At 63.7% G+C, this 16,140-nt stretch carries 14 protein-coding genes; 11 read left to right on the top strand and 3 right to left on the bottom strand.

Features of this window, described 5'->3' with window-relative positions; translation table 11 throughout:
* The first annotated feature begins 114 nt into the window (after nucleotides 1-114).
* The 8 genes from ACM42_RS24405 to ACM42_RS24370 all read left to right on the top strand — a co-directional run bounded on the left by ACM42_RS24405 (nucleotide 115) and on the right by ACM42_RS24370 (nucleotide 9,556).
* Nucleotides 115-1,509: an ABC transporter substrate-binding protein gene (locus tag ACM42_RS24405; protein WP_271530292.1), complete on the top strand. Its 1,395-nt coding sequence runs from the start codon at nucleotides 115-117 to the stop codon at nucleotides 1,507-1,509.
* 3 nt (nucleotides 1,510-1,512) lie between these two features.
* Entirely contained in the window at nucleotides 1,513-2,448 is a 936-nt protein-coding gene (locus ACM42_RS24400; protein WP_271530291.1) for a carbohydrate ABC transporter permease, read from the top strand.
* A complete protein-coding gene (locus tag ACM42_RS24395; RefSeq protein WP_271530290.1) occupies nucleotides 2,445-3,284 on the top strand; it encodes a carbohydrate ABC transporter permease in 840 nt (279 codons plus the stop codon). Before ACM42_RS24400 ends, ACM42_RS24395 begins: the two co-directional genes overlap by 4 nt.
* A complete protein-coding gene (locus ACM42_RS24390; RefSeq protein WP_271530289.1) occupies nucleotides 3,281-4,333 on the top strand; it encodes an ABC transporter ATP-binding protein in 1,053 nt (350 codons plus the stop codon). The genes ACM42_RS24395 and ACM42_RS24390 overlap by 4 nt, the downstream gene beginning before the upstream one ends.
* 4 nt (nucleotides 4,334-4,337) lie before the next feature.
* Nucleotides 4,338-5,111: a GntR family transcriptional regulator gene (locus ACM42_RS24385; protein WP_271530288.1), complete on the top strand. Its 774-nt coding sequence runs from the start codon at nucleotides 4,338-4,340 to the stop codon at nucleotides 5,109-5,111.
* Nucleotides 5,112-5,141: 30 nt separating this feature from the next.
* On the top strand, nucleotides 5,142-6,785 hold the full coding sequence (locus ACM42_RS24380) for an arylsulfatase (RefSeq protein ID WP_271530287.1): 1,644 nt from the start codon (nucleotides 5,142-5,144) through the stop codon (nucleotides 6,783-6,785).
* A 148-nt stretch (nucleotides 6,786-6,933) separates the two neighbouring features.
* A complete protein-coding gene (locus ACM42_RS24375) occupies nucleotides 6,934-7,764 on the top strand; it encodes a formylglycine-generating enzyme family protein (RefSeq protein ID WP_271530286.1) in 831 nt (276 codons plus the stop codon).
* Between the two features lies 1 nt (nucleotide 7,765).
* Entirely contained in the window at nucleotides 7,766-9,556 is a 1,791-nt protein-coding gene (locus ACM42_RS24370; RefSeq protein ID WP_271530285.1) for a chloride channel protein, read from the top strand.
* 5 nt (nucleotides 9,557-9,561) lie between these two features.
* On the opposite strand, the gene ACM42_RS24365 is transcribed toward ACM42_RS24370, so the two are convergent.
* The 3 genes from ACM42_RS24365 to ACM42_RS24355 are packed head-to-tail and all read right to left on the bottom strand — an operon-like array spanning nucleotide 9,562 to nucleotide 13,035.
* Complete coding sequence (locus tag ACM42_RS24365) at nucleotides 9,562-10,284, bottom strand: GntR family transcriptional regulator (RefSeq protein WP_271530284.1); 723 nt, start codon at nucleotides 10,282-10,284, stop codon at nucleotides 9,562-9,564.
* A 28-nt stretch (nucleotides 10,285-10,312) separates the two neighbouring features.
* The gene (locus ACM42_RS24360; RefSeq protein ID WP_271530283.1) at nucleotides 10,313-11,908 is read right to left on the bottom strand and encodes a GMC family oxidoreductase; all 1,596 of its coding nucleotides are present in this window, start codon (nucleotides 11,906-11,908) and stop codon (nucleotides 10,313-10,315) included.
* Entirely contained in the window at nucleotides 11,908-13,035 is a 1,128-nt protein-coding gene (locus tag ACM42_RS24355) for a mandelate racemase/muconate lactonizing enzyme family protein (protein ID WP_271530282.1), read from the bottom strand. The genes ACM42_RS24360 and ACM42_RS24355 overlap by 1 nt, the downstream gene beginning before the upstream one ends.
* A gap of 106 nt (nucleotides 13,036-13,141) precedes the next feature.
* Between ACM42_RS24355 and ACM42_RS24350 the strand changes: the two genes are divergently transcribed.
* From ACM42_RS24350 to ACM42_RS24340, 3 genes are read left to right on the top strand one after another with little or no spacing between them, the layout of a single operon-like run.
* Nucleotides 13,142-13,912 (top strand): ABC transporter permease, encoded by a 771-nt coding sequence (locus ACM42_RS24350; RefSeq protein WP_271530281.1) that lies wholly within the window; start codon nucleotides 13,142-13,144, stop codon nucleotides 13,910-13,912.
* Entirely contained in the window at nucleotides 13,909-14,718 is an 810-nt protein-coding gene (locus tag ACM42_RS24345; protein WP_271530280.1) for an ABC transporter ATP-binding protein, read from the top strand. Before ACM42_RS24350 ends, ACM42_RS24345 begins: the two co-directional genes overlap by 4 nt.
* Before the next feature lie 22 nt (nucleotides 14,719-14,740).
* The gene (locus tag ACM42_RS24340; protein WP_271530279.1) at nucleotides 14,741-15,736 is read left to right on the top strand and encodes an ABC transporter substrate-binding protein; all 996 of its coding nucleotides are present in this window, start codon (nucleotides 14,741-14,743) and stop codon (nucleotides 15,734-15,736) included.
* Nucleotides 15,737-16,140: the final 404 nt, after the last annotated feature.

The following is a 16,140-nucleotide window of genomic DNA, read 5'->3' as shown; positions in this document are numbered from 1 at the left end:
GCTCCGGCAAAATGGCTGGATGACGATCAGTCTTGCCGCGGTTGACTTGTTATAACTTTTAGGCAAATGTCCTAACTAACCGGAAGTATAAATCCGGATTTTCGGGAGGACCGCATGCCGTCATTCACGCCGACGCGACGAACGCTACTCAAGACCGGAACCGCCGCCGCCGCTTTCGCGACGCTTGGCCCGGCCTTTCTCCGGCAAGCTGCCGCGCAGGACGCCGACCTCGCGCCCTACAAATCCGCTCAGATCGACTGGCAGCAGGTTTCCGGCGAGACCATCACGGTCGCCGTGATCCCGGCAAGCTATTTCGAAAACCTCATTGCACTGGCGCCGCAGTTCAAGGCGCTCACCAGCATCGACGTCCGCTTCGAGAAGATTCCGCCAGCGCAGATCCGGCAGAAGAGCGTCATCGACCTGACCTCGAAGACCGGCACCTACGCGACCCACGCCGCCGATCCCATGTATTACGCGCTCTATGCCGCTAACAAATGGGTCGAGCCGCTCGACACTTACCTCGCCGACAAATCGCTGACCGATCCGGCCTGGTTCAAGCTCGACGACATCATTCCGGCCTGGCGCAGCGCCAACGGCATCGACGGCAAGCTCTATGGCATGCCCTATGACGGCGAAGTCACTATCCAGGTCTATCGCAAGGACCTCTATGACGCGAAGGGCCTGAAGCCGGCCGACACGCTAGAGGCCTACATGTCCAATGCCGCGGCGTTGAACACACCGAACGATCGCGTCTGGGGCGCAGCGTTGCGCGGCGTCGCCGGTGCCGGCCAGAACATGTACATCTATCCGTCGATCTTCCGCGAGTTCGGCGGCGACTGGATGAAGGGCGGCAAGCTCACCGTCAACGGCCCCGAGGCCGAGGCGGCGCTCGCCTGGTACGTCGACATCATGAAGAAGTACGCGCCGACGGCAGCCGCCAACTGGAACTGGCCGGATATCGCCGACGCCTTCTCGCAAGGCACCGTCGCCAGCTACATCGACGCGCATTCGTCGGCTTCGGTCATCAACAACCCTGAGAAGTCCAAGGTGATCGGCAAGGTCGCCTATGCCCGCTGGCCCAAGGGGCCCTCGGGCAAGCGCACCACGTCGATCTGGAACTGGGGCTTTCCGATCAATTCCGCACTGCCGGAGAAGAAGCGCAAGGCGACCTGGCTGTTCATCCAGTGGGCCGCGAGCGCTGAGACCCAGGCGCGCACCGCGCACAAGTTCGCCGGTCCCACCAAACGCTCGGGCGTCAACCGCACCTCGGTGTGGAAGGATCCCGACTACATCAAGCTGATGAACGGCTTTGGCGAGAACTTCGTCGAGGCTACGATGGGGGCCCTGCAGGACGACACCGACGTCGACTGGCGTCCGCGCGTGCCGCAATGGCCGGCGATCGGCGACACCATGGCGACCGCGATCCAGTCGGCCCTCTCCGGCCAGGCCTCGATCAAGGCCGCACTGGACGATGCGCAGCGCCGCATCGAACCCATGATGCGCGGCTGAGCCATGGCGACGACCGCGGTGACATCGGCCGGGATCGCGAGCGAGGCGCCTCGCAGCGATTTCGGACGCGTCCTGGCGCAGCGCGAGCGCCGGTTTGCAGCGACCCTGCTTGCACCGGCGTTTCTTGCACTGCTCGCCACGACGACGTTTCCGCTGCTCTTCCTGGTCTACACTAGCGCATTCCGGATGGACCTGGCGATGCCGTTCACCAATGGCTTCGTCGGAGTCGAGAACTACCAGGTGCTGCTCTCCGACGAACGCTTCTGGACCTCGCTGCTGGTGAGCCTCGTCTATACCGGCTCGACCGTCGCGCTGCAGGTCATCATCGGATTGGCGCTTGCCCTGCTGGTCATGGACATGAAGCGCGGCCAGGGCTGGTTCAGGGTCATCGCCATCCTGCCCGTGGTGCTGTCGCCGGCCGTTGTGGGCATGATCTGGCGCACCTTCATGCTGGCACCGGAATTCGGCATCGTCGATTTCCTCTCCATCAACGCCGGCCTCGGCAGCAAGAACTGGCTCGGCGACCCCACGCTTGCGATGGTCTCGGTGATCGCGATCCATACCTGGCAGTGGACGCCGTTCGCGTTCATGGTGCTGCTGGCCTCGCTCGCCTCGCTGCCCGAGGACATCTACGAGGCGGCGCAGCTCGACCGCGCCTCCGCTTGGCAACGCTTTCGCCGCATCACCCTGCCCTTGCTGCGCCCGGCGATCGTCATGGTCATCATCATGCGGACCATGGTGGCGCTGACCGCGTTCGCAGCGATCTTCACCGTCACCGCCGGCGGTCCCGGCACGGCGACCGAGATCCTCAATCTCTATGCGTACCGGAAGTCCTTCACCGAGCTGTCGATCGGCTACGGCTCAGCGCTCGCTGTCGCGCTGCTGATCGTGACCATCATCATCTCCGGAATCCTGTTTGCGATGCGGAGGGCGAAATGACCGCAAAGCGTTTCCGCATCATCGCCCTGCTCGCGATTTCCACGGTCTTCCTGCTCGCCTGGGCGTTTCCGATCGTCTGGAGCGTCATGAATTCGCTCAAGACCGATTCCGACGTGCTGGCCTATCCGCCCAAGCTGGTGTTCACGCCGACGTGGGAAGCCTATCGCGACGTGTTGTTCGGCTCGGGATCGATCCTGCCGAACCTTCTCTCCAGCGCTATCATCTCGGTCGGCACCACAATCGTGACCATGCTGATGGCGGTGCCGGCAGGCTACGCACTGGCGCGTCTGCGCTTTCGCGGCAAGAAGTTCGCGGGCTTCTACGTACTGGCCACGCAGATGCTGCCGCCGGTCGGCATCATCATCCCCTACTTCCTGGTGCTGCGGAACATCGGCTGGATCGACACCTATCAGGGCATCATCCTGATCTACCTGTCGTTCTCCCTGCCCTTCGCGATCTGGCTGCTGGTCTCCTATTTCGAGGACATTCCTTTCGAGATGGAGGAAGCCGCCTATCTCGATGGCGCCAGCCGATTGAAGACATTGTGGCGGATCATCATTCCGCAGGTCCGTGGCGGCATCGCCGTGACGGTCGTGTTCGTGTTTCTCAATGCGTGGAACGAATTTTTGTTCGCCGTCGTACTCAGCGGCAACACGGTGCGCCCGGTCACGGTCGCCATGTTCAATTTCGTCTCCGTCGAGCAGACGCTGTGGGCCAAGCTCGCCGCGGTCTCGGTGCTTGCCATGCTGCCAGTCGTCGTCCTCGGCGTGGTCGCGCAGAAGCATATCGTGAAGGGCCTGACGGTCGGTGCAGTCAAGGGCGGAGGACGCCGATGAGCGGCCAGGGTCAGGTCAGTTTTCGCAACATAGTCAAGATGCACGGCGAGTTCGCCGCTCTGAAGGGCGTCAATTTCGACATCAGGCCGGGCGAGTTCTTCGCGCTGCTCGGCCCGTCCGGCTCGGGCAAGAGCACGACGCTGCGCATCCTCGCAGGCCTCGATGCGCCGACCGCCGGCCGCGTTCTGATCGACGACAAGGACGTCACCTCGACCGATGCGCGGGACCGCGACATCGCCATGGTATTCCAGAGCTACGCGCTCTACCCGCACATGACGGTGGCCGAGAACATCGCCTTCCCGCTGGAGATGGCCAAGCTGCCGAAGGCCGAGATCACGCCCGCCGTGAAGGATGCGGCGCGCAAGGTGAAGATCGACCATTTGCTCGATCGCAAGCCGGGCCAGCTCTCGGGCGGCCAGCAGCAGCGCTGCGCGCTGGCCCGCGCCATCGTGCGCAAGGCTCGCCTGTTTCTGCTCGACGAGCCGCTCTCGAACCTCGATGCAAAGCTGCGGCTGGAAACCCGGGCCGAGTTGAAGAAGCTGCAGCGCTCGCTCGGCGTCACCGCGGTCTACGTCACCCACGACCAGGAAGAGGCCATGACGCTTGCGGACCGCATGGCGGTGTTTATGTCGGGCGAGATCCAGCAGGTCGGTACGCCCGCAGAGGTCTTCGCCCGTCCGAACTCGATCGACATTGCCGGCTTCATCGGCAATCCCCCGATGAACCTCGTTCCCGCCCGCTACGTGGACGGCGACGTCATCATCGCCGGCCACCGTTTGAAGACGACGACCGCGACTGCGGGTGAGCGGGACGTGGTGGTCGGCCTACGCCCCGGCGCCCTGCGCATGACGGAAGGCGGCCTCGGCGCACGCGTTGATTTGATCGAGGACCTCGGCGATACCGCCGTACTCGATCTCGACTGCGCCGGCACCATGATCCGCATGCGCGTCTCCGACGGCAACATTCCCGGCGAAGGCGACACGATCTCGATCACCGCCCGTCCCCAGGACATTCACTTGTTCGATCCAGCGACACGCAGGCGGCTCTGACACCATGGCTGTTCAAACACGCAAGAAGAAACCTGCACCGCTCGGCAGCGATGTAGCCGCGGAGGGCTCGACGCCCCTGCATATCCAGATCCGTGAATCCATTCGCAGCCAGGTGCGCGACGGCAAGTTGATCGACGAGACCGGCCGCCTGATGACCGAGGCCGAGCTCGGCCGCCATTTCGGCGTCAGCCGCATCACCATCCGCAACGCCATAGCCCCCCTCGTGACCGAAGGCATGTTCGACCGCTCGCGCGGCCGCGGCACCTTCCTGCGCTCGAACCAGCCCGAGAACTGGGTCGGCCACCTCATGGGCTTTTCGGAAACCATCCGCGATGCCGGCTACCAGGCCGGCGCCACGATCCTGCAGCAGGGCATGACCAACCGGCACGACGCCGCCGTTCGCGAACAGCTGCGCGAGCGCGCCGTCTGGCAGCTCCGGCGCTTGCGGCTCGCGGACGACACGCCGATCGCCATCGAGCACGCCTTCTATCCCCCGGATATCGGTCTCGAGCTCGAGAAGCGCGATCTGGTCTCGATCATCATGTACCGCGTCTTTGAGGACGAGCTTGGCCTCGCCATCAAGGACGCCCAGCAGACCATCAGCGCCGACCTCGCCGACGCCGGCAGCGCCAAGCTGCTCGGGGTCAAGGTCGGCTCGCCCCTGCTCTCCATCGAGCGCGTCACTTTTGGCAAGGACGGACGGGCGCTCGAGCTGCTGCGCGCCGTGTACTTGCCAAAATATTTCCGCCTCAGCATCAGCCTGACGCGCCGCCACTAACCGCCACACGTCAATCACGAGGACAAGAACATGCCGAATGGCGCAAAGACCCCTGACAGCCCCAACATCCTGCTCATCCTCAACGACGACATGGGCTTCTCGGACATCGGCTGTTACGGCGGCGAGATCCAGACGCCGAACCTCGATCGCCTCGCGGCCAATGGCTTGCGCTATTCGCAGTTCTACAACACCGCCCGCTGCAGCCCTTCACGCGCCTCGCTGCTCACCGGCCTGCATCCGCACCAGACCGGCATCGGCATCCTTACCTACAGCAACGGCCCCGAGGGCTACGCTGGCAATCTGAACAAGAGCTGCGTGACGATCGCCGAGGCGCTGAAAAGCAAGAACTACACGTCCTACCTCAGCGGCAAATGGCACATCGCCAGCAGCCTGACGGAGCCGACCGACGCATGGCCGATGCAGCGCGGCTTCGACCACTTCTACGGCACCATCATCGGCGCGGGCTCCTTTTACCATCCCAACACGCTCACCCGCGGCAACGACAATATCGAGCACGAGGCGGTGAAGGATCCCTCGTTCTTCTACACCGATGCGATCAGCGATCAGGCTGCCGCCTTCATCCGCCAGCACAAGGCGCAGAAGCCCGACGCGCCATTCTTCCAGTACGTCGCCTATACGGCGCCGCATTGGCCGCTTCATGCCCATGACGAGGACATCGCCAAGTACAAGGGCCGCTTCGATGCGGGCTGGGACAGGCTGCGCGAGGAGCGCCTCAAGCGCCTGGTCGACGACGGCATCATCCATCCGAACTGGCGCCTGACCGATCGCGATCCGACCCAACCGCCGTGGACCGACGCGGAGCAGCGCGAATGGACGCTGCGCTGCATGGAGGTCTACGCGGCCCAGATCGACCGCATGGACCAGGGCATCGGCCGCATCCTGAAGGCGCTGGACGAGACCGGCCAGATGGACAACACGCTGATCATCTTCCTCTCCGACAACGGCGCCTGCGCCGAGGACATTCCGGAAGGCGTCACGGCAAAGGAGCTGGTCGACCAGCTCATGATCGCGCAGGCGAAGACGCGCGACGGCAGACCGGTGCGCTTCGGCAATGACCCGACCCTGATGCCCGGCGCCGAGGACACCTACCAGAGCTACGGCACCGCCTGGGCCAACCTCTCCAACACGCCGTTCCGTCTCTACAAGCACTGGATCCACGAAGGCGGCATCGCAACCCCGTTCATCGTGCACTGGCCGCGCGGCATTTCCGAGAGAGGCGGGCTGCGGCACAATCCAAGCCAGCTCACCGACGTGATGGCGACCATCCTCGACGTCACCGGCGCCACCTATCCCAAGGAGTACAACGGCAACGCCATCCTGCCCTGCGAAGGGGAGAGCCTCGTGCCGTCATTCGCCTCAGCCTATGGCAACCGTGGCCCGCTGTTCTGGGAGCACGAGGGCAATGCGGCCGTGCGCGTCGGCAAGTGGAAGCTGGTCCGGAAGTACCCCGGCCCATGGGAACTCTACGATATGGAGACCGACCGCACCGAGATGAACGATCTGGCCGCGCAGCATCCGGATCGCGTCCGCGAGATGACGGCTCAGTACCAGCAATGGGCCGACCGTTGCGGCGTGATCCCGCGCGAGAAAATTCTCGAGCTGATGAAGGCGGAAGGCGGCACCGCCTTCTGGGAGGAGGAGAAGCAGAAATAGGGGCATGACAGGGGATCGCTCACATTGTTGCACCCTGCGCACCGCCGGCAACGAACCGCCGCCGGGCATTGATGCGCAAGCAGCAATCCTGCCCAGTCCAACCCCGATCCCGCGCCGATGGAGCTCGCTGATCGGCGGAACCTTCCACATGGGATCCGCGGGCGGAGGCTTTGTCGAAGACGGCGAAGGCCCGGTGCGGCTCGTCACGCTGTCGCCGTTTGCCATTGCTTGTCACACCGTGAGCAATCTGCAATTCGGCGACTTCGTCCGGGCCACGGGCTACACGACGGATGCCGAACGCTACGGCTGGAGCTTTGTCTTCGACGGGCTGTTGCCGGAAGAGACACGTGCAGACCGCACGACGCGCGTTCAGGAAACGCCATGGTGGGTGCCGGTAACGCGCGCCTATTGGGCACAGCCGGAAGGACCGTCGAGCAGCATTCTCGACAGGCTCGATCATCCAGTCGTCCACGTCTCCTGGAACGATGCACAGGCCTATTGCCAATGGTCCGCCACGCGTCTTCCGACCGAAGCGGAATGGGAGATGGCCGCGCGCGGCGGGTTGGACCAGGCCACCTACCCCTGGGGCAATGAGCTGCAGCCCGGCGGCGAGCATCGCTGCAATATCTGGCAGGGCAACTTTCCCGACCGCAATACCATGGAGGACGGCTATTTCGGTACGGCGCCCGTTCACGCCTTCACGCCCAACGGATATGGCCTGCACAATGCCGCGGGAAACGTCTGGGAATGGTGCGAAGACTATTTTTCGCCGAGCTATCACCGCCTCACGCCATCGCGAGATCCCTTGAACCGCGAGCCTGCTCCCAACCGGTCGGTGCGCGGTGGATCCTTCCTCTGCCACGAATCCTACTGCAATCGCTACCGCGCCGCGGCGCGAAGCTCCAATACGCCCGATTCCTCGTCCAGCAATATCGGCTTCCGCGTCGTGCGCACCGAGCCGCTACGGGTTCCGGCCTAGGATGGCGCAGGCACCACATCCTGCGAAGCCGGCTGCGGCGCCCGGCATCCGCCTGCTGCCGCTGTTCCTGCGCAATTTCGTGCGCAACCGCGAAACCGGCCCCGTGCTGGTCGGCATAGTCGTCGGGCTGCTCAGCGGCGTGCTCGTGGCTGCGATCTCGAGCCTCAGCCAGCTCTTTCACGCCCTGCTGTTCGACATTCCTTTCGACGCCCACCTCAGTGCCACCGGCGTGATCTCGTGGCAGCGCACGCTACTGATCCCGGTGCTCGGTGGCCTGGTGCTTGCGCTGATCGGGCTTTACTTCGCCCGGCGCGTCAAGGGACAGCAGCTCGCCGACGCGATCGAGGCCAATGCGCTCTATGGCGGCCGGGTGTCCTTTCGCGGCAGCTTGCTGATCTCGACTCAGACACTGCTGTCCAACGGGTTCGGCGGATCGGTCGGGCTGGAAGCCGGCTACACCCAGATCTGCTCGATGTTCGGCTCCCATATCGGCCAGCGCCTGGCCGCCCGGCGCAATGACATGCGGCTCCTGGTGGCCTGCGGCGCCGCGGGAGCCATCAGCGCCGCGTTTTCTGCACCGCTCGCCGGCGCCTTCTATGCCTTCGAAGTCGTACTCGGTGCCTATACGTCCGCTGGACTCGTGCCGGTCATCGCCAGCGCCGTAACCGCCTGGCTCGTCGCGCGGCAATTGACGCACCAGTCCTTCCTGATGGTGCCTGGATTCCCCTCGCCTGTGTCCGTCGAAATGATCGGGCAGACGGTGCTGATCGGCATCATCTGCGCCCTCGTAAGCATCCTCGTCATGCTCGCCGTCGCATTCTCCGAGCGCTGCTTTCAGCGCATCACGGTGCTCAAGGGCCTGCTGCGGCCGATGCTCGGCGGCCTGCTCCTCGGCGGCCTCGCCCTGCTGACGCCGACCGTGCTCGGCGCCGGCCACGGCGCGATGCAGATACTGCTGGTCAGCAATCCGACCTGGCTCCTGCTCACGACAACCATCGTGTTCAAGATCCTGGCCTCCGCCATCTCGCTAGGCTCGGGCTTTCGCGGCGGCCTGTACTTCGCCTCGCTCCTGCTCGGCGCGCTGATCGGACAGCTCTACAGCGTCGTGCTGACCGGCCCTCTTCCCACGATCGCGCTTCAGCCCGGCACCGCCGCGATTGCAGCGCTCGCCGCGCTCGGAACCGGCGTGCTCGGAGCGCCCTTCAGCATGGTCTGTCTCGCGCTCGAGATCACCGGCGATTTCTCCGTCACCGTCGGCGCCGTTGTCGCCTCGTCCGTCTGCGCGCTGATCGTCCGCGAGCTGTTCGGCTACAGCTTCGCGACATGGCGCTTCCATCTGCGCGGCGAGGCGATCCGCGGCCCGCAGGACGTTGGCTGGGTCCGGCAGATGAGCGCGGCATCCCTGATGCGCGCCGACTTCGAGAATGCGCTGACGACGATGCCGATCGGCGAGGCGCAAAGGCAGTTCTCACCGGCCCTGGTCCGCCAAATCGTGTTGCGCGATCCCAACGGCATCTATGCCGGCATCGTGCCCGCCGCCACGCTGCATTCCGTGGCCAGCCGGGACGAGGAGCTGCTCGGGTCGCTGGCGCAGCAACAGGAGGAATACCTGCTCCCGACCACGCCGGTTCGCGAGATCCTGAAGGCGTTCGAACGCAGCGAAGCCGACGTGCTCGCGGTTGTCGACCGTCCCGACCATCGCGCCACGATCGGCACCCTGAGCGAAGCTCACGTTCTGCGCACCTACGGAGAAGAGCTCGAGCGCCGGAACCAGGAGCTGTTCTCGCGTTGAGGGCGCTAGGGTCGCAGATCCATGTCGATCCGCACGAAGTCGCCGCGATAGGTGACCTCGCCGAGATAGATCACCGTACGGTCCTGCGTCGTGAAGATGCGGCGGACCTCGGCCACCGGCGAGTTCAGCGGCACGCGCAGCAGCCGCGCCGCCTCGATATCCGCGGTACCGATCGTCAAGGTCTGGCGCGCGCTGGCGATGGCGGGATCCCTGAGGTCGTTCAGGATCGGAATCACGGTCTCGTTGCGAAAGCGCTTCGGCGACCTGCGGAAGATCTTCTCGTCGAGATAGATGGAGATGACGCAGTAAGGCTGCTTCTGCCGCGAATGCAGCCGACGCATGAAGACGTATTTTTCGGCCGGCTTGCCGTCTCCGGGAAGCAGCGGCGCATTGCTGCGACTTTCCGAAATGTTGATGATCTCGGGCGAGGTGTCGCGATACATGTCGGCAAGATCGGACAGCGTGGTCTCGACCTTGAGCCAACGATCCTGCCGCACGGTCCCCGTCACGAAAGTGCCGCGGCCCTGCTGCGCTTCGATCACGCCGTCGCGGGCGAGCAGCTCCACCGCTTGCCTGATCGTGACGCGAGACACGCCGAACTCAGCCGCCAGCTCCTCGTTGGCCGGCAGGCGAAATCCCTGAGTCCAGACGCCGCGCGCGATGCGCTGCCGGAAGATGTCGGCGATCTGCGCATACTTGGGGACGTGACTGTCGGAACTCAATTCCATCTCGTCCTCCGGAATTCAGGTGGCGCGATCAAGCCATGACCAGCGCTGCACCGCGTTCGCCGATCATCAGGCTGGTCGCATTGGTGTTGGCCGAGGTGATCTGCGGCATCACCGAGGCGTCGATCACACGCAGCCGCTCGACGCCGCGCACACGCAGCTGCGGATCGAGCACGGCCTGCGTGTCCCGCCCCATGCGACAGGTCCCGACACAGTGAAACACCGTACCACCCGTGTTGCGCGCAAAGTCCCATAGCCCGGCATCATCCCTTGCTGCCTCGCCCGGCACCATCTCGACATCCCAGAGCGGACGAAACGCCTTCTGCTGATAGATCTCGCGCAGAATCTTCAAACCCGCAACAATGGTCTTACGGTCAATCTCCTCGGCGAAATAGTTCGGTACGATACGCGGCTGCTCGAACGGATCGATCGAGCTGATCGCAAGCTGTCCGCGCGACTTTCCGTGGCACTGCCAGACTGAAGCGGTGAAGCCGGAATAGCTGTGCAGGGGCTCGCCAGGCTTGTCGACCGAGAGCGGCATCACGTTGAACTGCACGTCCGGCCGGCCGCCGACGGCGTATTCCGTGCAGGCTGCGCCGCCCACCTGCCCCGCGCCGACCGTCAACGGACCGCTGCCTGCCAGCATCCACTGCAAGCCCATCTTCGCAAGGGCGACGGGATTGCGAACCTGATCGTTGAGCGAAATTCGCTCCTTCAGGCGGACGATCAGCCGGGCCTGATAATGGTCCTGAAGATTGGCGCCGACTTCAGGAGAATCGGCAACGACGGGAATGCCGAGCTTGCGCAGCAGGTCGGCCGGACCGACGCCGGAAAGCTGAAGGATCTGCGGCGACTGCAGCGCGCCGCCGGACAGAATGATCTCACGATCAGCCGTCGCCTTGTGGACCTGTCCCTTGCTGATCCATTCGACGCCGGTCGCGACGCGACCGTTGAAGACAACCCTGCTGACCTGCGCATGGGCGATGATCGTGAGGTTGGGACGGCCGGCGATGGGGCGCAGAAACGCCGAGGCGGAACTGGTCCGCCAGTGCTGCCCGATACCCAGCTGGTAGGTGCCGACACCCAGCGTCGTTGCGCCATTGAAGTCGGGATTGCGCGGAAGGCCGAACTGCACGCCCGCCTCGACCCAGGCCTTCGATGCCGGATTGTCGTTGCGCAGATCGGATACCTCGAACTCCCCGAGCCCACCATGAAACTGGCTCTCGCCGCCGCGGTAGCGTTCGTAGCGCCGAAAATAGGGCAGGAGTTCGCGATAGCTCCAGCCAGCGGCGCCAACGCGCTCCCAATCGTCAAAGTCCTCATGCTGTCCCCGGATGAAGATCAAACCGTTGATCGACGAGGAGCCGCCGAGCACGCGGCCACGCGGCCAGACGATGGCGCGACCGCCGCTCCCTTCCGAGGGCTCGGTCCTGAACAGGCGCGAGAATCGCTCGTTGTAGATGGTCCGGTAGTAGCCGACGGGAAGCTTCAGCCAGAAATTCCGATCCGATCCGCCGGCCTCGAGCAACAGCACGCGGCAGGCCGGATCGGCCGACAACCGGTTGGCAACGACGCAGCCCGCCGAGCCCGCGCCGACGATGATGTAGTCGTAACCGCGTGCTGACATCAGATCGTCCGGTATTGTTCGATGGAGGCAAGGTCGGGCGTGATGCCGAGGCCCGCCTCGTCGCCGAGCTCGATCATGCCGTCGCGGACATCGAGCACCGGACCGCAGAAACGATCGCGTAGCGGGTTCTCGTTGCAGTCGACTTCTAGCAGCCCGTCGCCGCCGACGCCGGCGAGAAGATGCGCGGATGCCAGAAGGCCGATGCCGGCACCGAGATAGTGCGGGCAGAACATCTTTCCCGACGCCAGGATGTCGCGTGCAATGCCCGCGCACGCCGACAGCCCACCCCATTTGGCAATGTCGGGCTGAACAACACCAAGAACCGGCTCGCGCAGCACCTCAGCGAATCCGGCGCGGCTCGCGATGTTCTCGCCGGCTGCGAGCGGAATGTCGATGGCCTCACGTAATTGTCTCCATTCCCCCCGCGGCCGGTCCGCGCGGATCGGCTCTTCGAGCCAGGCGAGATCGAAGCGCTCGATCTGCGGTGCAAGTTCCAACGCCTCCGCAATGGTCCACCCTTGATTGACGTCGGCAGCCAGCAGGCCTTCGCTCACAAGACGACGCAGCGCGGCGAGATTGGCGCGGTCGCCCGCAGGATCGAAGCCGATCTTCAGCTTCAACGCGCGATATCCGCGGCCCAGCGCCGCTTCAGCGGTCCGCTCAGACCCGAGCGGATTGATGCCGCTAGCGTAGGCCTTGATCGTGCGCTTGGCCCCGCCGAGCAGCTTCCACAGCGCAACGTTCTGGCGACGCGCGTGGAGATCCCAGACGGCGAGATCGATCCCGGCGATCGCCTGCGCAAACGGGCCGGCTTCGCCCGATTGCAGCGCCAGCACCGAAGTTCCCTGCGTCAAGTGCTCGAACACAGCGGGCGGCTCGGTCGCATGAAATCCAACCAGAGCCGGCGCGAGCACGTCGTTGACGAGCCGGACACGATGCTCGGCGCCAGGTGCCGGAAAATTGCACCACACCTCGCCCCAGCCCACATATCCATCGGTGTCTTCGACGCGAACGAAGACGGCAGGCCGATCCTTCATCCGCCCGAACGACGTGATGACCGGCGTCGTAAGCGGGTAGCGATAGCCAAACGCCTGGGCGCTTCGAATTGTGAAAGGCGACGGTGTCATGCGGGAAAGCCTGCGACGCCTATGACCAAAGGCGCCACTTGTATGGTCATCCTATTTATAATATGACCTCTGAAAACAGCAACCGCAATCTGGGTGGACGCGTCGAATGAACGGAGCCGGCCTGAGACGCCTTGGTCTCGGATTGATACCATGGATCGGTGCAATCCTGCTCTGGTACGCCGTGCGCTGGAGCGGCTTCGTCAACGTATCGCTGATCCCGGCGCCACACCATGTCGCCGCCAAGTTCTTCGAGCTTCTCACCAGGGAAGGCCTGCTGATCGACATCTTCGCCTCGACCCGGCGCGTCTTTCTCGGCGTCGCGCTCGGCATCCTCGTGGCAGTGCCGGTCGGATTTCTGCTCGGGTGGTATCGCCCCGCCCGCACCTTCGCCGACCCCATGATCAACTTCTTCCGTGCGCTGCCGCCGATCGCACTGATCCCGCTGGTGATCGTCTATTTTGGCGTCGACGAGCTCGCAAAGCTCGTCATCCTCTTCTACGCCTCTTTCTTCTCCGGCGTGATCGTGATGTATGAGGGCGTGTCGCAGATCACGCCGCTCTACATCCGCGTGGCGCAGACGCTCGGAGCCAACCAGGCCGAGATCTTTCGCAAGGTCATCATTCCCCTTACCGTGCCGCACATCCTCACAGCGCTGCGCGTGGCGTTGGGCGTAGCCTGGGCAACGCTGGTCGCATCCGAGCTGATCGCGGCGCAGCGTGGGCTCGGTGCCATGATTCAGAATGCCTCGACCTACTTCCTGCTCGACGTCATCTATGTCGGCATCATCTGCATCGGCTTGATCGCGCTGATCATGGACTTGATCCTGCGCAAGATCACAGCCCGCTTGCTGGTCTGGCAGGATCGGGCCATCGCATGACCAAGCGCGCACAGTTCGACGGGGTTTCGCTGTCTTTCGATACGCCGAAGGGCCGCCTCAACGTGGTCGAGGACGTGAGCTACGACATCAACGACGGCGATTTCATCGCGGTGATCGGCCCGTCCGGCTGCGGCAAGACCACGACGATGAGCATGCTCGCCGGCTTCCAGAAACCGACGACGGGCAAGGTCCTGTTCGATGGACGTCCCGTCAGGGGCCCCGGCCCCGAACGCGGCGTGATCTTCCAGGAATATGGCGTATTCCCCTGGTTGACGGTGAAGCAGAACATCGCCTTCGGCCTGACGCTCAACGCCAACCATGTCGCGACCGCCGAGCGCGACGCGATCTGCGATCACTATCTCGGCTTGATGGGCCTGTCCGACTTCGCCAATTCCTATCCGAAACATTTGTCCGGCGGCATGCGGCAACGGCTCGCGATCGCACGGGCCTATGCGGTGAAGCCGCAATTCCTCCTGATGGACGAGCCGTTCGGCGCGCTCGACGCTCAGACCCGCTCCAACATGCAAAACCTGCTGCTCAAGGTGCTGGAGACCGAAGGCAAGACCGTCATGCTGATCACCCATTCCGTTGAGGAGGCGATCTACCTCGCCTCCCGCATCGTGGTGGTGACCGCGCGGCCGGCACGGATCAAAGAGATCATCGACGTGCCGTTCGCCTACCCGCGCGACGAGTCGATCCAGGAGCGTCCGGAATTCGCCGAACTGCGAAGCCATATCAGGCAGCTCGTGATGGACGAATATCGCGCCCAGCAGGCGCAGATGCGTCCGGTCTCATTCTCGGAATAACAAGCAAAACGGAGGACACACCATGGATCGGCGGCAATTTCTGACGACGACGGCAGGCCTTGCACTCGGCACCTTCACGGCCTCGGCACCGGCGATCGCGCAAGCGAAAACAAAAGTCCGCGTCGGCTATCTTCACACCGTCGCCGTCGACGGCCAGATCTGGACCGGCATGGATCGCGGTTCCTTCGAAAAGCAGGGCCTCGATCTCGAGCTACGTCAGTTCAACACCGGCCTGGAAATCTTCCAGGCACTGATCGGCGGCAGCCTCGACGTGCTGGCGACCGGCGCCGTGCTCTCGAACTTCCCAGCGCGCGGCCAGGGCAAAGTCTTCCTTATCAACGACATCGAGGTCGCCACGGCGCAGCTCTGGGTTCGCGGCGATCAGGGCATCAAATCGTTCGAGGATCTAAAAGGCAAACGCATTGCAACTGCGACCGGCACAACGGCGCACGTATTCCTGGATACCGCGCTCCGTGCCAACAAGGTCGATCCCAAGGAGGTCGAACTCGTCAACCAGACCATGCCGGCCGCCGTAACCGCCTTCATTTCCGGCGCGGTCCCTGCCGTCGCGCTCTGGGTGCCGTTTAATGTAACGGTTCGAGACAAGGTGCCGGGCGCGATCAAACTGGCCGATGCGTCAGCCTATTATCCGAAGGCGGCGATCATTGGCGGCTGGGCGGCCGCCAATGACTATTATGAGCCCAACAAGGAGACCTTGGCCAAGCTGATCCGCGGCTGGGCGGATGCCAATGATTACATCGTCGCGAACAGCGCAGAAGCGATGGAGAAGCTGCAGAAGGGTCATTACAGTCAGACGCCGCTGTCGGATATCAACGAGTCGTTCAAGGCCCAAAAGATGTTCACGTCCAAGGACTGGAAGCGGATGTACTCGGACGGGACGGTCGCCAACTGGCTGCAGCAGTCGACAGACTTCTTCATGGCCAATGCGGGCATCAAGGACTTCACGCCAGCGAGCAAATACTTCGATCCAAGCCTGTATTTGAAGACGATTGCCTAGATATCAGGGCACTGAGGGCTCGGTATTCGCGCCGGACGCATCACCTGTGCGGCGCGCTCCAGTTGTCTTCATCCCGGCCGATGATTTGCTGACGTACCAGGCATGTAATGAGCACCGAAGCGAGCACCCCTCCCTTCCGCACGCTCAACTACGCTGCTGCACTCCCCTGTTCGGAGCGGTATGATTGTCGCTCCAAACAGGCTAAGTTCGTCTCTTGGAGGCGAGAGACAATCCTAGACCTACGCCAAGCACGCGATAGCCGCCTGCAGCACTACTCCCACTCGATTGTTTCGGACCGCGGTTCGTCTTTGATTTTTAAGCACAAATCTTCGATGACGTTGCCCCCAAGTTTTATCCAGACCTGAGTTCGTTCGGGCGGTTGGATGTGCCCATCCGGGCGGTGG

Source organism: Bradyrhizobium sp. CCBAU 25338 (genome assembly GCF_028128965.1).
GTDB lineage: Bacteria > Pseudomonadota > Alphaproteobacteria > Rhizobiales > Xanthobacteraceae > Bradyrhizobium > Bradyrhizobium liaoningense.
Note: the sequence above shows the minus strand (reverse complement) of the source record. Positions and strands in the feature narration are given on the sequence as shown.

Excerpts from the sequence above, each read along its gene's own strand:
- ACM42_RS24405 (WP_271530292.1), top strand. The coding sequence starts at position 115 with ATGCCGTCATTCACGCCGACGCGACGAACGCTACTCAAGACCGGAACC.
- ACM42_RS24400 (WP_271530291.1), top strand. The coding sequence starts at position 1,513 with ATGGCGACGACCGCGGTGACATCGGCCGGGATCGCGAGCGAGGCGCCT.
- ACM42_RS24395 (WP_271530290.1), top strand. The coding sequence starts at position 2,445 with ATGACCGCAAAGCGTTTCCGCATCATCGCCCTGCTCGCGATTTCCACG.
- ACM42_RS24390 (WP_271530289.1), top strand. The coding sequence starts at position 3,281 with ATGAGCGGCCAGGGTCAGGTCAGTTTTCGCAACATAGTCAAGATGCAC.
- ACM42_RS24385 (WP_271530288.1), top strand. The coding sequence starts at position 4,338 with ATGGCTGTTCAAACACGCAAGAAGAAACCTGCACCGCTCGGCAGCGAT.
- ACM42_RS24380 (WP_271530287.1), top strand. The coding sequence starts at position 5,142 with ATGCCGAATGGCGCAAAGACCCCTGACAGCCCCAACATCCTGCTCATC.
- ACM42_RS24375 (WP_271530286.1), top strand. The coding sequence starts at position 6,934 with ATGGGATCCGCGGGCGGAGGCTTTGTCGAAGACGGCGAAGGCCCGGTG.
- ACM42_RS24370 (WP_271530285.1), top strand. The coding sequence starts at position 7,766 with ATGGCGCAGGCACCACATCCTGCGAAGCCGGCTGCGGCGCCCGGCATC.
- ACM42_RS24365 (WP_271530284.1), bottom strand. The coding sequence starts at position 10,284 with ATGGAATTGAGTTCCGACAGTCACGTCCCCAAGTATGCGCAGATCGCC.
- ACM42_RS24360 (WP_271530283.1), bottom strand. The coding sequence starts at position 11,908 with ATGTCAGCACGCGGTTACGACTACATCATCGTCGGCGCGGGCTCGGCG.
- ACM42_RS24355 (WP_271530282.1), bottom strand. The coding sequence starts at position 13,035 with ATGACACCGTCGCCTTTCACAATTCGAAGCGCCCAGGCGTTTGGCTAT.
- ACM42_RS24350 (WP_271530281.1), top strand. The coding sequence starts at position 13,142 with ATGAACGGAGCCGGCCTGAGACGCCTTGGTCTCGGATTGATACCATGG.
- ACM42_RS24345 (WP_271530280.1), top strand. The coding sequence starts at position 13,909 with ATGACCAAGCGCGCACAGTTCGACGGGGTTTCGCTGTCTTTCGATACG.
- ACM42_RS24340 (WP_271530279.1), top strand. The coding sequence starts at position 14,741 with ATGGATCGGCGGCAATTTCTGACGACGACGGCAGGCCTTGCACTCGGC.